This window comes from Simplicispira sp. (assembly GCF_028687295.1).
GTDB classification, from domain to species: Bacteria; Pseudomonadota; Gammaproteobacteria; order Burkholderiales; family Burkholderiaceae_C; genus Simplicispira; species Simplicispira metamorpha.
The window spans coordinates 16,329-29,177 of sequence record NZ_JAQUAL010000022.1; the positions used below are offsets into that span (position 1 = coordinate 16,329).

At 67.1% G+C, this 12,849-nt stretch carries 16 protein-coding genes and 1 pseudogene; 8 read left to right on the forward strand and 9 right to left on the reverse strand.

All coding sequences use genetic code 11. The features are described from left to right. Positions 1 to 10: 10 nt before the first annotated feature. The 3 genes from PHX69_RS04425 to PHX69_RS04435 form a co-directional block, all read right to left on the reverse strand. The gene (locus PHX69_RS04425) at positions 11 to 682 is read right to left on the reverse strand and encodes a BON domain-containing protein (protein WP_288042547.1); all 672 of its coding nucleotides are present in this window, start codon (positions 680 to 682) and stop codon (positions 11 to 13) included. Further along, complete coding sequence (locus PHX69_RS04430) at positions 682 to 1,278, reverse strand: SIS domain-containing protein (RefSeq protein ID WP_119013660.1); 597 nt, start codon at positions 1,276 to 1,278, stop codon at positions 682 to 684. Before PHX69_RS04430 ends, PHX69_RS04425 begins: the two co-directional genes overlap by 1 nt. A gap of 77 nt (positions 1,279 to 1,355) precedes the next feature. After that, positions 1,356 to 1,754 carry a YraN family protein gene (locus PHX69_RS04435; RefSeq protein WP_288042549.1) on the reverse strand — a complete coding sequence of 133 codons (399 nt, stop codon included), beginning with the start codon at positions 1,752 to 1,754 and terminating at the stop codon, positions 1,356 to 1,358. Here PHX69_RS04435 and rsmI point away from each other — a divergent pair. The 7 genes from rsmI (at position 1,754) to PHX69_RS04470 (ending at position 7,713) form a co-directional block, all read left to right on the forward strand. Further along, the gene (rsmI, locus tag PHX69_RS04440) at positions 1,754 to 2,680 is read left to right on the forward strand and encodes a 16S rRNA (cytidine(1402)-2'-O)-methyltransferase (protein ID WP_288042551.1); all 927 of its coding nucleotides are present in this window, start codon (positions 1,754 to 1,756) and stop codon (positions 2,678 to 2,680) included. The two genes, PHX69_RS04435 and rsmI, sit on opposite strands and share 1 nt — an antisense overlap. After that, positions 2,677 to 2,934, forward strand: coding sequence for a cysteine-rich CWC family protein (locus PHX69_RS04445; RefSeq protein ID WP_288042553.1), 258 nt, complete (start codon positions 2,677 to 2,679; stop codon positions 2,932 to 2,934). Before rsmI ends, PHX69_RS04445 begins: the two co-directional genes overlap by 4 nt. A 25-nt stretch (positions 2,935 to 2,959) precedes the next feature. Continuing rightward, a complete protein-coding gene (locus PHX69_RS04450; RefSeq protein ID WP_119013656.1) occupies positions 2,960 to 4,432 on the forward strand; it encodes a DHA2 family efflux MFS transporter permease subunit in 1,473 nt (490 codons plus the stop codon). Between the two features lie 27 nt (positions 4,433 to 4,459). Then, the gene (locus tag PHX69_RS04455) at positions 4,460 to 5,224 is read left to right on the forward strand and encodes a class II glutamine amidotransferase (protein ID WP_288042554.1); all 765 of its coding nucleotides are present in this window, start codon (positions 4,460 to 4,462) and stop codon (positions 5,222 to 5,224) included. Between the two features lie 112 nt (positions 5,225 to 5,336). Continuing rightward, positions 5,337 to 6,023 carry a phasin family protein gene (locus PHX69_RS04460; RefSeq protein WP_288042555.1) on the forward strand — a complete coding sequence of 229 codons (687 nt, stop codon included), beginning with the start codon at positions 5,337 to 5,339 and terminating at the stop codon, positions 6,021 to 6,023. 200 nt (positions 6,024 to 6,223) lie between these two features. After that, the gene (locus PHX69_RS04465) at positions 6,224 to 6,886 is read left to right on the forward strand and encodes a TetR/AcrR family transcriptional regulator (protein ID WP_288042556.1); all 663 of its coding nucleotides are present in this window, start codon (positions 6,224 to 6,226) and stop codon (positions 6,884 to 6,886) included. 53 nt (positions 6,887 to 6,939) lie between these two features. Further along, on the forward strand, positions 6,940 to 7,713 hold the full coding sequence (locus PHX69_RS04470) for a tetratricopeptide repeat protein (RefSeq protein WP_288042557.1): 774 nt from the start codon (positions 6,940 to 6,942) through the stop codon (positions 7,711 to 7,713). Between the two features lie 27 nt (positions 7,714 to 7,740). Here the strand turns inward: PHX69_RS04470 and PHX69_RS04475 are convergent, their stop codons facing one another. Then, on the reverse strand, positions 7,741 to 8,508 hold the full coding sequence (locus tag PHX69_RS04475; protein ID WP_119013652.1) for a type III pantothenate kinase: 768 nt from the start codon (positions 8,506 to 8,508) through the stop codon (positions 7,741 to 7,743). 167 nt (positions 8,509 to 8,675) lie between these two features. Between PHX69_RS04475 and lysM the strand changes: the two genes are divergently transcribed. Next, a complete protein-coding gene (gene lysM, locus PHX69_RS04480; RefSeq protein WP_288042558.1) occupies positions 8,676 to 9,158 on the forward strand; it encodes a peptidoglycan-binding protein LysM in 483 nt (160 codons plus the stop codon). 136 nt (positions 9,159 to 9,294) lie between these two features. Here the strand turns inward: lysM and PHX69_RS04485 are convergent, their stop codons facing one another. The 5 genes and pseudogenes from PHX69_RS04485 to PHX69_RS04505 all read right to left on the reverse strand — a co-directional run. After that, entirely contained in the window at positions 9,295 to 9,708 is a 414-nt protein-coding gene (locus PHX69_RS04485) for a rhodanese-like domain-containing protein (protein ID WP_374761685.1), read from the reverse strand. 18 nt (positions 9,709 to 9,726) lie between these two features. After that, positions 9,727 to 10,407 (reverse strand): annotated as a pseudogene (locus tag PHX69_RS04490) (MBL fold metallo-hydrolase); the annotation flags it as partial. Between the two features lie 244 nt (positions 10,408 to 10,651). Beyond that, positions 10,652 to 11,566 carry a M48 family metallopeptidase gene (locus tag PHX69_RS04495; RefSeq protein ID WP_288042560.1) on the reverse strand — a complete coding sequence of 305 codons (915 nt, stop codon included), beginning with the start codon at positions 11,564 to 11,566 and terminating at the stop codon, positions 10,652 to 10,654. Positions 11,567 to 11,630: 64 nt separating this feature from the next. Next, a complete protein-coding gene (gene gmhB, locus PHX69_RS04500; protein WP_288042561.1) occupies positions 11,631 to 12,245 on the reverse strand; it encodes a D-glycero-beta-D-manno-heptose 1,7-bisphosphate 7-phosphatase in 615 nt (204 codons plus the stop codon). A 29-nt stretch (positions 12,246 to 12,274) separates the two neighbouring features. Continuing rightward, positions 12,275 to 12,849, reverse strand: a 575-nt coding sequence (locus PHX69_RS04505; RefSeq protein ID WP_288042562.1) for a hypothetical protein, incomplete at its 5' end; no start/stop codon positions are given.

A 12,849-nucleotide genomic window follows, 5' to 3' on the forward strand; every position in this document is an offset into this window, starting at 1 on the left:
TGCGGCGCTATCAGGGCTCGTTGCGGGACGACGGCGCCTTGTCGGTGGTGACGGGGGCCGGGCGGGGGGTGCTCAGCCGCACCAGTTCGTCTTCGGTCAGGTACTCAAAAACCCTCACGACCTTGCTGACACCGTTCACGCCCCGGGCAATGTCGCTGGCGCGCTGGGCTTCGCGCTGCGTGACACGACCCATCAGATAGACCACGTTGCGCTCGGTCACGACCTTGAAGGCGCCCGCAGTCAGGTCTTTGGCGTCCACCAGACTGGCGCGCACCTTGCCGGTGATGAAGGTATCGCCCGAGCGCGTGACCAGGGAGGAAGCGGGCAGCGCCGCCAGCTCGTTGACCACCGAATGGACGCCCTCCAGGCCGCGCACCATTTTCTCGATGGCCTGCACCTGCTCGGCGGTGGACGCCTCGCCGGTCAGCAGCACCTGGCGGTTGTAGCTGGTGATGTTGACGTGAACCCGGTCAGCGTACTGGCCGTGGATGCGGTTGACGGCCTGCAACTCGATGCGCTCGTCTTCGACCTGGGTGCCTGTGGTGCGCCGGTCTACGGCCATCATGCCGCCCACGGCAACGCCGCCCAGCACCACCGGGGCGCAACCGGCCAGCGCGGTGGTCAAGGCGCTGGCCGCCAGCAGCGCCATCAGCGGGCGGCGGGTGGTGCAAAGTGTTTTCATCACGGAATCTCCTGTTCACCAAACAATTGCGCATCCACGCCGTCGCACAGACAGTGCAGCACCAGCGCATGGACTTCGCGCACGCGCGCGGCGCGGTCGTGGGGCACGCACATGAGCACATCGGTTTCACGCAGCACCGAGGCCAACGCGCCGCCACTGCGCCCGCTGATAACGACCACGGTCATGTCGCGCTCGTGCGCAGCGTGGACGGCAGCGATCACATTGGCATCGTTGCCGCTCACGCACAGCGCCAGCAGCAAATCACCCGCCTGCCCCAGCGCGCGCACCTGGCGGGCAAACTGCTGGCCGATATCGCCATGGCCGGCCACGGCCATGGCCAGCGCCGTATCCGAAGACAGCGCCACGGCAGCCAGCTCGGGGCGTTCGCGCTCAAACCCACCGACGCAGAAAGCCGCAAACTGCTGTGCATGCGCCACAGACGGGCCGTTGCCGCAAGCCAGAATCTTGCCGCCACTGGTAATGCAGGCCAGTACGGCCTGCACCGCATCGGCGATAGGTTTGCCAAGGGCCTGCGCGGCCTGGTATTTCAGGTCGGCGCTGTCGATGAAGTGCTGTTGGATGCGTTGCTCTAGCATGGGTGGTGGCAATGATAACGGTCTGTAGTGTTACAAATTTGGTAGCAGGTAGCGCCCATTGCACGGGCGCTGGCGGCTTATTGGGCATCAAAGGCAGCGCGCAGCCACTGCACACTCTGGCCCTCGATCAGCACGGCATCAAAACGGCACGGTGGCGGCGCCCCCAGGCGCATCAGGTAGTGGCGCGCGGCAAACACAATGCGCCGCTGCTTGGCCGCGCTGATGCTGGCCCCAGCGCCACCAAAGGCGCGGCTGGCGCGGCTGCGCACCTCCACAAACACCAGCGTACCGTCGGGCTCACGCACAATCAGATCGATCTCGCCACCGCCGCGCCCAGGCGTTCGATAATTGCGCTCCACCAGGCGCAGGCCTGCCGCCTGCAAATGGGCCAGCGCCACATCTTCAGCCGCGTTGCCCCGCTGCCGGGTGGTTGCCGCCGCAGTCGTGCTGGTGGTTTTTTTACCGAGGAAATCCATTGAGCGCATCTTTCGCTTCAGCCCTGGGTGCCGCGCGCGAAGCGGCGGCTGCGCAGCATTATCCGCAAGGCGCCCTGTACGTGGTGGCCACGCCCATCGGCAACCTGGCCGACATCACCTTGCGCGCCCTGCACGTGCTGCAACTGGCCGACACCCTGGCCTGCGAGGACACGCGCCACACGCAAAGCCTGCTGCGCGCCTACGGCATCGACAAAAGCGGCGCGCAACTGCTGGCGCTGCACCAGCACAACGAACAGGAAGCCGCCCAGACCGTGGTGGCGCGCCTGCAAGCGGGCCAGCGCGTGGCTTTTGTGAGCGACGCGGGCACGCCCGGCATCAGCGACCCCGGCGCACGCCTGGCCTTTGCTGTGCGCGCAGCGGGCCTGCGGGTGGTGCCACTGCCCGGGGCCAGCAGCATCACCGCTGCACTGAGCGTGGCCGGTGCCGTGGCCAGCGGCAGCGCCGACAGCGGCTTTGTCTTTGCTGGCTTCTTGCCCGTCAAACAGGCCGAACGCGCCAGCGCTGTGCAGCACCTGGCCGCCGAGCCGCGCTGCGTGGTGCTGCTGGAGGCCCCCCACCGCATCACCGAATTGGCGCAGGCCCTGGCCGTGCTGGGCGAGCGCCCGGTGACGCTGGCGCGCGAGTTGACCAAGCAGTTTGAAGAAATCACCACGCAACCTGCCCACAGCCTGAGCGCCTGGCTGGACGGCGGCGCCCAGCGCGCGCGCGGCGAATTCGTGGTGCTGCTGCACCCTGCCCCGCCCCCTGAGAACGCCAGCGACAGCCTGCGCGTGCTCCAGCTGCTGCTGCAAGAGCTGCCCCTGAAAACCGCCGTGCGCCTGACCGCCGACATCACCGGTGCGCCCCGCAATGCGCTGTACGACACGGCCCTGGCGCTGCGCCAGGCCGACAGCAAAACCCCATGAGCACCGACGCCCCCACCAAGGCAGCCACAGCAGCCTGGGCCCAGCAGTGCCCGCTGTGCCACCAGCCCAACCAATGCGCGCCAGCGCAAGGCCGCCCGCCTGAAGAATGCTGGTGCATGCGCGCACCCGTAGCGCCTGCGGCACTGGCCAAGATACCGGCTGCCGAGCGGGGCCAGCGCTGCATCTGCCCGGTCTGCGCACGCCCAGCGCCAGACGCCGCCCCGAGCGCCACGCCTCCAGGGCCGCGCTTATGATGCTTTTTTTCTCCCACATTCCAACATGACCGAATCCGGCTCCGCAGCCGCGCTGAAGGCGCGCTACGGCGAACGCTACCGCTGGCTGCTGCTGCTGTCTGTGATGGTGGGCACCATGGCCTCCATCATGTCGTCCACGGTGGTGAACGTCGCCATCCCCGACATGAGCGCGCACTTTGCGTTGGGGCAGGAACGGGCACAGTGGGTCACTTCCGGGTTCATGGTGGCCACGGCGGTGGCCATGCTCACCACACCGTGGCTGCTGGCACGGTATGGCTACCGGGCCACCTACGTGGGCGCGGTGCTGCTGTTGCTGGTGGGTGGCGTGGTCGGCGGCGTGGCCAGCGACTACAACCTGGTGCTGGCCGCACGCGTCATCGAGGGCCTGGCGGCGGGCGTGGTGCAACCCATCCCTGCCGTCATCATCCTGTACGCTTTTTTGCCCCATGAGCAGGGGCGTGCCAGCGGTATTTTTGGCATGGGCGTGGTGCTGGCACCCGCCATTGGCCCCAGTGTGGGCGGCATTTTGGTGGACTGGTGGGGCTGGCGGTCGATTTTCTTCATGGTGGTGCCGCTGTGCCTGGCCTCGCTGTGGCTGGCCTATAAGTTCGTGCCCATCACCGGCCCCGGCGGCTCGCGCGCCAACCGCGACAGCGCCGCACTGGACTGGCGCGGCCTGCTGCTGGGGGCCCTGGGCACGTTGTGCCTGCTCAACGGGCTGGTGGCCCTGCACAACGGCCCGGGTGGCCAGGCAGGCAGCCTGCTGGCAGTGGCGCTGCTGGCATTCGGGGTGTTTATCTGGTGGCAACGCCGGCAAACCGCCCAGGGCGGCCAGCCCCTGATGGATTTGCGCATCTTCAGCTACCGCCAGTTCGCCATGGGCAGCGTGGTGGCGTTTATCTACGGCACGGCGCTGTTTGGCTCCACCTACCTGCTGCCGGTGTTCATGCAACTGGGCCTGCACCTGTCGCCCTCGCATGTGGGCGCCATCATGCTTCCCGCCGGACTGGTGCTGGGCCTGACCATTCCCCTGGTAGGCCGCATGGCCGACCGCCAGCCCACGCACTGGCTGGTGATGACCGGGCTGGCGTTGCTGGCCTTGTCGTTCGGGCTGATGGTGCTGATGCGGCTGGACTCGGCGCTGTGGATTCTGGTGGCCTTCACCATTCTGGGGCGCATCGGCCTGGGCTTCATCCTGCCGTCGCTGAACCTGGGCGCCATGCGTCCGCTGGACAAATCGCTGATCTCGCAAGGCTCCAGTGCCATCAGCTTTGTGCGCATGCTGGGCGGTGCTGCCGGGGTCAGCCTGTGCGGCATCGTGCTGGAATGGCGGCTGTCGGCGCACGGTGCCTCGCTACAGGCCAGCGCCCAGGGCAGCGACCGCATGGCCGCTTTTGGTGAAACTTTTCTCATGCTCAGCGGCCTGTGCGTGCTGGCATTGGTAGCGGCCTGGCAACTGCGCACACCGCCCCCACCACCGCAACAACCCACTCTTTGAACCTACCCTGGAGGCCACCGCCCTGCCATGTGCCAACTGCTTGGAATGAACTGCAACACCCCCACCGACGTGACCTTCAGTTTCACGGGCTTTGCCCAGCGCGCGGGCAATACGGGCGACCACTGCGACGGCTGGGGCATTGCGTTCTTTGAGGACAAGGGCGTGCGCCATTTTGTCGACCACCAGCGCGCCATCGACTCGCCCGTGGCCGACCTGATCCGCCGCTACCCCATCCAGAGCCGCAACGTCATCGCCCACATCCGCAAAGCCACGCAGGGTGCCGTCAGCCTGCAAAACTGCCACCCGTTTGTGCGCGAGCTGTGGGGCCGCTACTGGGTGTTTGCGCACAACGGCGACCTGAAAGACTTTCGCCCCCGGCTGCACGGCCACTTCCACCCCGTGGGCGCCACCGACAGCGAACACGCCTTTTGCTGGATCATGCAAGAGCTGGCCAAGTCCCACGCCGATGTGCCCAGCGTGGCCGAACTGACCATTACCCTGCGCGAACTGGCCGCGCGCATCGCACCGCACGGCACCTTCAACTTTTTGCTCTCCAACGGCCAAGCGCTGTGGGCGCACGCGTCCACCCAGCTCTACTACATTGAGCGCCGCTACCCCTTTGCCGAAGCGCAGTTGGCCGATGAAGATGTGCGCGTGGACTTTGCCACCCAGACCGCGCCCAACGACCAAGTCGCCGTCATCGTCACCGCCCCACTGACCAGCAACGAGACCTGGCACGCCTTTGGACACCGCGAACTCAAGGTGTTCGTCGATGGGGCGGCCTGCCCCTGAGAATTTAGAAGCGCACGCCTACACGCCAACCTTCCACGCGCGTACAGTGGCTGCGTATGCCAAGGCTGTGTGCTACGGCACGCTTTTCCACCCTTTTCTCCAGGAGGCCGCCATGGTCAAAAAACTGCAAAAACTCAGCAATGACAAGAAAAAGTCCAGCAGCGTACTCGCCAGCACCGTGAAGGACTCGGCGCAGCAAATCTGGTTGGCAGGCCTGGGCGCGTTCGCCAAGGCCCAGGAAGAAGGTGGCAAAGTCTTCGAGGCCCTGGTGAAGGAGGGCATGAACATGCAGCGCAAGACCCAGACGGCGGCAGAGGACAAGCTCTCGGAGGCCAGCGAGCGCGTTTCGGGCATGGCCAATGACATTGGCGCCCGGGCAGCAGGCCGCTGGGACAAGCTGGAAAACATTTTCGAAGACCGCGTGGTCAAAGCGCTGGCCAAGCTGGGCGTGCCCTCCGCGCGCGACATTGAGGCGCTGCATGCCCGCATCGATGCCCTGGGCCTGCCGCCCCAGGCAGCGCCCGGCCCCACCCGCACGCCCCGCAAAGCCGCAGGCACTGTGGCCAGTCGGCGCGCTGCCAGCCCAGTTGCGGCGCCCACAACCCCAGCGCCCACAGCGGCAAAGCGGGCCGCCCCCAAAAAAGCAGCCGCAACGGCAGCCGCCGTAGCGGCTGTGGCCAAACCTGTGGCGATCCCGCCTGCGCTCGCCAAACGCGCAGCACCCAAGCGTGCTGCACGCACCAAGGCCACACCAGGCGCTGTGGCGGCATCCCCCGACAACACCCCGCCCACAGCCTGACCGCACAGCGCCTTTTCTTGCCAGTGGCTGCCCGCTTGATGCGCGGCAGCCACTTGGCTTTGGAGAGCGCACTCTAATGGTGCATTGCAGCACACGCTGCACTCCAAATGCCTGGGTTAGAGTAGCTGCACAAGCCCGCTTTGCGGACACATCAGGAACGGATGGCCTGACACACCCAGCCCGTCGCAAGAGGTTTGCCCATGGTGAAAAAAGCGCCCCGCCGCACCGCTGAACGCATACTGGAGGTCACGCTGGACTTGTTCAACCGGTTTGGCGAACCCAACGTATCGACCACGTTGATATCGGCTGAATTGCGCATCAGCCCCGGCAACCTTTACTACCACTACCCGGCCAAAGATGAAATCATCAATGCGCTGTTCGACCGCTATGAACAGGCGCTGACCGAACTGCTGGGCGCCAGCCACAGCGTGCGCCACGTCGAAGATGCCTGGTTCTTCATGCACACATTGTTCGAACTGATATGGCAATACCGGTTTCTGTACCGCGACCTCAACGACCTGCTGTCCAAAAACCGGCACCTGGAGACGCACTTCCAGAGCGTGCTCCACAACAAAGTGCAAGCCGTGCATGGCTTGCTCAATGCCCTGGAGCGCACGGGCGCCATGCATATTGACGCGCGCGAAGTCAAGCCCGTTGCCACCAGCATGGTGGTGGTGCTGACCTACTGGCTCAGCTTCGAATATGTGCGCGACCCGCGCCGCGCACTGGAGCCCGAAAGCGTACAGGCCGCCCTGCTGCGCGGCGCCCACCATGTGCTGAACCTGCTCATGCCGTACCTGGAATCGGGCCAGCGCGCCCATCTGCTGGCGTTGGCCAGCGCCTACCAGCCCACAGACGACTGATGGCAGTGCGCCACCCCGACCACTTGCCCGCCCCATTACAGGAGACTGCCCACATGGCGACATGGCCCCCCTTCCCGCACGCGGGTCACTACCGATACGACAGCGCCAGCCTCAAAAAGAAGTGGCCCCGCCTGCACGCTGGCGATGCCGAGCCTGTGCCCCAGGATGGCGCGGTGCTCCAAGCCTGGGTCTTGTTCCATAACGGCCAATTCCAGCAAGCGACAGAAGCCGGCCTGGCCGCCGGTGGCGCAGGCATTACCGTGGCCAACAAGGCCACCGCCATCCATGCCAACTACCTGGAAAAAAAGGAAAAAACCCGCCTCGACCTGTTCTTGCAGGTGGCCGAGCGCGCGGCTGCACAGGCCGCCCGCGAGCCCAGGAACGCCAACGCCTGGTACTGGCACGCCTACGCACTGGGCCGCTACAGCCAGGGCATCAGCGTAGCCAAGGCGCTGGCACAAGGCCTGGGCAGCAAGGTCAAGGACGCCCTGGAGCGAACCATTGCGCTGGCCCCCGCACATGCCGATGCACACATTGCCCTGGGGGCATTCCATGCCGAAGTGATCGACAAAGTCGGCGCACTGATTGGTGGCATGACCTACGGCGCACGCAAGGACACTGGGCTCAAGCTGTTTCAGACGGCACTGGTGCTCAACCCGGACTCGGCCATTGCCCGCATCGAATACGCCAATGCCATGGTGATGCTTGAAGGCGATGCCCGGATGCAGGAGGCCACTGCGCTGTATGAACAAGCAGCCGCCAGCGAGCCGCAAGACGCCATGGAGCACCTGGACGTGGACCTGGCCCGCACCGAACTGGAAGACTGACGCCCTGCGCCACCCACCCGCGCGGGCTCAGACCACAAAACGCCGCGCAGCGATCTCCAGCAGGCCATCAAAGATCAGGTTGTCCACCAGCTCGAAGTGGCGGCCCATGCTGGGCGCCATCTTCCACCCTGCCCCTCCGGTCATCATGCAGGCAGGCTCGGCGCCGCAGTGCTGTATCACGTGCTGCACCATGCGCTCCACGGCCCCGGCAATGGCGTAGGTGCCGCCGCTGGTGAGGGCATCACTGGTGTTGGTGGGGAAGGGGCGCACCTCGCCGGTGGGCACATGCAGGCCCGCCGTACCCGACTCCAGCGCGCGCAGCATGATGCCGTGGCCGGGCAGAATCAGCCCGCCCAGAAAGCGCCCCTCGGTGTCTATGGCCTCCACCGTCACCGCCGTGCCCACCATCACCACCACCAAAGGCCGCGCAGGCCCGTGGGCCAGCAGGCGCTGGCGTGCGCCGATCATGGCCACCCAGCGGTCGCAGCCCAGGCGCGCCGGGTGGTCGTAGCCGTTGGTCAGACCTGCCTCTTGCGCCGACGACACCACCCATTGGGCCGACACATCCCACAGCTCCATCTGCTCTTCGACGCGGCGCTTGATCGCATCGCCCGCCACCACGCAACCCAGCATGCGCGTGGGGGCAGGCAACTGCGCCCACCCGCCCTCGGCCAAGCGGTCTACGTGGTCCAGAAACTCAGCGCCCTGCGCCAGCAAGGCCGCGCCCGGACGGGGCGCCTCGTACAGGGCCCACTTGAGGCGGGTATTGCCGACGTCGATGGCCAAAAATGTCATGCGGCGGATTATCACGAGTTTTGTCGGGGGCATGGAGCCACCCGCGTTGCGCCCAGGCCAACGCCGCCAGGGTAGCCACCGAAGCACGCGCCGCCGTCCGACACGGGACTGCCGTGTTTTGCCGCTACAGTGGCCGCTCTTGTTTCATCAATCCGAGGAGGTTTGACATGGGTCTGTTCAGTTTCATCAAGGATGCGGGCGAAAAATTGTTTGGCGGCAAAGAAGCCCAGGCGGCCACGCCTGCTGCGCCGTCCCAGGACGAGCTCAATGCCAAAGCCGCGCAGGCCATTACGGCCTACATCGCCTCGCAAAATCTGGGCGTGAGCAACGTGCAGGTGGCCTACGACGCCACCCAGGGCAAAGTCACTGTGCAGGGTGAGGCCCCAACGCAAGCGGCCAAAGAAAAAGTCACCCTGTGCTGCGGCAACGTCGCCAGCGTGACCAGCGTCGAGAACCTCATGAGCGTGACCCACCCCGAGCCGCAGGCGCAGTTCCACGACGTGGTGCGTGGCGATACGCTGTCGGCCATTGCCAAGAAGTTTTACGGCGATGCCAACAAATACCCCGTGATCTTCGAAGCCAACAAGCCCATGCTCACCCACCCCGACAAAATCTACCCCGGCCAGAAGCTGCGCATTCCGGCGCTGTAAGCACCGCACCCCCTCTCAAACGGACTGTGTCAGTCCGTTTTTTTTCGCCTGTGCCCCGCGTTGCAGGAGCCGCCAGCACAGCCCGAACGCAGAGGGCGTGCAGCGCACGGCCCCCTCGCCCTCACCCCGCGCTGCCTCAGCCCTGGCGCCAGGGCAGGCCGTGAAAGCGCCAGCCGCCCCGGTGGCCACGCTGGGCCTGGCTGTCGGGGTCGCCCTCGAAGCCTTCGAGTACGTTGTAGGCCATCAGGCCCAGCTCGGTGGCACGGCGGGCGGCGGCAATCGAGCGCACGCCGCTGCGGCACAGCAGCAGCACCTGGGCCCCCGCAGGCACGGCGGCGCGCAGTTGCGCATCAAAGTCGGGGTTCATGGCCATGCCGGGCCACTGCTTCCAGGCCACGGCGGCGGCGCCGGGCACCTGCCCCACCCATTCGCGCTCGGCGTCAGTGCGCACGTCCACCAGCACGGCATCGCCGCTTTGCACCCATTGCCAAGCCAGTTGCGGCGAGACATCGCCCGCATAGCCCTCGGCTGCGCGCGGGGCCTGCAACAGCGCCGCACCGGCATCGTGGCGCAGGCCCGATTGCAGGTTGGCAGGCACGGCCTCGTCCATGCGCTGCGGGCGCGGCAGGTGCAGCCCTTGCATCAACAGGACGAACTCGGCCTCGCTGCGGCCTGCCACGCGCGCATTGCCCACTTTTTCAGCGGCGATGGTGGAGTGGCTGCGGCCCTGGTAGTCGTGGCCGGGCCAGACGGTGGTGGAGTCGGGCAGCGCAAACAGCACTTCGGTGATGCTGCGGTAGAGCGCGTGCGCATCGCCCGACTGGAAGTCGGTGCGCCCGCAGCCGTTGATGAGCAGCGCATCGCCCGTGAACACATGCTCGCGCCAGACATACGACATGCTGCCCGCCGTGTGGCCCGGCGTATGCAGCGCGCGCAGGCGCTCGGCACCAAACTCCAGCACGTCGCCGTGCTGCAACTGCACGGCGGCGGTGCCGATGCCGCAGCCCGCCGGGGCGGCGGTGCGCGCGCCGGTATGCTCGGCCAGCAGACCGGCGCTGGTGATGTGGTCGGCGTGGGCGTGGGTTTCCAGCGCCCAGCGCAGCGTCAGGCCACGCGCTTGCAGTGCGGCCAGATCGCGTTCGAGCTGGGCGTCCACCGGGTCGATGATGAGGGCCTCGCGCGTGGCCGGGTCGTGCAGCACATAGGTGTAGGTGCTGGAGGCGGGGTCGAAGAGTTGCAGGGGAATCATGGCGGCGGGTGGCTCCAAAAACGGCTGGCACAAACGGAACAGAACGCCATCACCAGGCACTGGCACTGGCGGCAGCAGCGCCCCGGCACGGCAGCTGGCCATTGTGGCGCAGCGCGGTGCATTCCCCGGCGGGCACTGTATGGCGAAGCAGGGAGGGCGCAAGCAGGGCCGCCACCCCATAAACAGGTCAAATCACCCTCCAGGCCCCGTACACAGTGCGCTACAAGCTATTTATTTGATAGCATCAATCCCAGCGCGGCACGCTCTCGTCGCGCAGGCGGCGGCGCAGCGCAGCGTGGTCGGGCACCACAGTGGCCAGAGTGCTCCAGAAGCGCGGGCTGTGGTCCATCACGCGCAGGTGGGCCAGCTCGTGCGCCACCACGTAGTCGATGACGGCGGGGGCGTGGTGCAGCAGGCGCCAGTTCAGGGCGATGGAGCCATCGGCCTTGGCGCTGCCCCAGCGGGTCTGGGCGCTGGACAGGCGCAGGCGGCTCCAGCGCACGCCCAGCAGCGGGGCAAAGTGGTCTAGCCGCGCGGTGAAGTGCGCCCGCGCCTGGCGCATCAGCCAGGCCTGCACGGCGGCGCGAATCTGCTCTGGGCTGGCGTGGGCGGGCAGGTTCAGGGGCAGTGCGGCTGGCGTTGCCAGGTGCGGGTCGCCGGGGATGTGGTGCAGGGGCGCGCTGGGCAGGCTGTGGTCGGACGGGGGCACCCTGGCCGCCGGAGCCAGTACCAGCCGCAGCGGGGCGCCCAGGTAGGGCAGCACGGCGCCATCACCCCAGACGATGCGCGCTTGTTCCTGGCGGTGCTGACGCTCGCGCACCTCGTGGAGCTTGCGCAGTATCCAGGCGGCTTTGTGCTGCAAGGCGGCATCGACTGTGGCCAGCGTGGCACGGGCAGGCGCACGCACTGTCAACCCCTCGGCCCCGACCGTAAAACCTATGCTGCGCCGCTGCGCCCGGTGCAGCACATAGGCCACCTCGGTGCCTTGGAGCTGCACGCGGCGGTTGGCCTGCGGGTGGTGCCAATGCGGTGGCGGCGGCCCCGGCTCAGGTGCGGGCGGTGCAGACGCTGGCCATTCCGGTGGTGCTGGCACGGGCGCTGGCACAGCGGGCGCCGGGGGCCATTCCAACCACTCCAGCATGCGTTGGATGAGGGCCATTTTGAGGTGTTTCAGGGCTCCAGACCTTGCAGGACAAGCGCCTACAGCTCTCTTTTCGATAGCGTTATGGCGATGGCTGCGCTGCCGATACCAGCGCAGGCATGGGCATGGCTGTAGATGCTGGTGTGGGCCGGGTCAGCAGGTGCTCGACCAGGGCACCCAGGTTGGCGTGCAGGCGTGTTCCGGGGGGCCATTGGGGCGCCAGCGGGGCAGCGCAGTCCAGCGCTGCCGCTTCACCCGTGGCGACCAGATGCAGCGCCGCACCCAGCGCTGCGCCCGCTTGCAGGTGCTCAGGGCAGCTGCCCACCACGCACACCTTGTCGGTATCGACGCCGTAGCGGTCACAAATCTGCTCCAGCAAGCCGGGGGCGGGCTTGCGGCAGGTGCAGGCCTCGTCGGGGGCGTGGGGGCAGTAAAAAATGGCCTCGATGCGCCCGCCCAGCGCCGCCAGTTGCTTGTGCATCAGGCCGTGGATGGCGTTGAGCGCAGCCACGTCGAACAGGCCGCGCCCCAGGCCGGGCTGGTTGGTGGCCACCACCACATGCCAGCCCGCATGGTTGAGGCGGGCAATGGCTTCGAGCGCACCGGGCAGCGGCTGCCAGTCGGCGGGCGAGGCGATGAAGTCCTCATCGCCCAAGGCGTTGATAGTGCCGTCGCGGTCGAGAATGGCCAGTTTCATCCGTGATTTTCCCGAGAGATGGCTCCCCTTCACGGGGAGGTGGTGGGGGGCGCTGCTGCTTGCCAGCCAGTAACAAACCAACCGCTGTAGCGCCCGCGTGCCCATTGCAGCGCCAGGCGCTGGCCAGGGCGCCACTGCGCGGCCTGCGGGTCGTCGATCAGCACCTGTTGCAGTGGCTCCAGGGTGTCAATGCGCAGCACCAGCTGCGTGCCGCCGGAGCCGCGCGCGCTGGGCGCCAGGATGCGGCTGCCCAGCACCTGGGCCTGCACGGGTGCCAGCGGCTGCACGCCGCGCACATTGAGGTGGCGCCACAGCAGTGCCGCCGTGCCCGCCACGCAGGCGGCCACCCACAGCACCATCCAGACGCGGCCCACCGGGCGCCAGCCCCAGCGGCGCGCCGCTAGCAGCGTGCCCGCCACGCTGGCGCACAGCGCCAGCAGCGTCCACAGCACCGGCCACAGCAGGCCCCAGACATCTTGCGTGGCGACAAAAGGTGTCAGCGGCAACACCGGCAGCTGCGGGGCGCGGTCGCTTTGCCATTGCAACACCCAACGCAGCCCCACCAGCAGCGCCGGGGGCGCAAACAGCCACCAGACGGTGCGCT

Bases quoted from the DNA above. Each gene is read 5' to 3' on its own strand.
- PHX69_RS04425 (WP_288042547.1), bottom strand. From the start codon at position 682: ATGAAAACACTTTGCACCACCCGCCGCCCGCTGATGGCGCTGCTGGCG.
- PHX69_RS04430 (WP_119013660.1), bottom strand. From the start codon at position 1,278: ATGCTAGAGCAACGCATCCAACAGCACTTCATCGACAGCGCCGACCTG.
- PHX69_RS04435 (WP_288042549.1), bottom strand. From the start codon at position 1,754: ATGGATTTCCTCGGTAAAAAAACCACCAGCACGACTGCGGCGGCAACC.
- PHX69_RS04445 (WP_288042553.1), top strand. From the start codon at position 2,677: ATGAGCACCGACGCCCCCACCAAGGCAGCCACAGCAGCCTGGGCCCAG.
- PHX69_RS04450 (WP_119013656.1), top strand. From the start codon at position 2,960: ATGACCGAATCCGGCTCCGCAGCCGCGCTGAAGGCGCGCTACGGCGAA.
- PHX69_RS04455 (WP_288042554.1), top strand. From the start codon at position 4,460: ATGTGCCAACTGCTTGGAATGAACTGCAACACCCCCACCGACGTGACC.
- PHX69_RS04460 (WP_288042555.1), top strand. From the start codon at position 5,337: ATGGTCAAAAAACTGCAAAAACTCAGCAATGACAAGAAAAAGTCCAGC.
- PHX69_RS04465 (WP_288042556.1), top strand. From the start codon at position 6,224: ATGGTGAAAAAAGCGCCCCGCCGCACCGCTGAACGCATACTGGAGGTC.
- PHX69_RS04470 (WP_288042557.1), top strand. From the start codon at position 6,940: ATGGCGACATGGCCCCCCTTCCCGCACGCGGGTCACTACCGATACGAC.
- PHX69_RS04475 (WP_119013652.1), bottom strand. From the start codon at position 8,508: ATGACATTTTTGGCCATCGACGTCGGCAATACCCGCCTCAAGTGGGCC.
- lysM (WP_288042558.1), top strand. From the start codon at position 8,676: ATGGGTCTGTTCAGTTTCATCAAGGATGCGGGCGAAAAATTGTTTGGC.
- PHX69_RS04495 (WP_288042560.1), bottom strand. From the start codon at position 11,566: ATGGCCCTCATCCAACGCATGCTGGAGTGGTTGGAATGGCCCCCGGCG.
- gmhB (WP_288042561.1), bottom strand. From the start codon at position 12,245: ATGAAACTGGCCATTCTCGACCGCGACGGCACTATCAACGCCTTGGGC.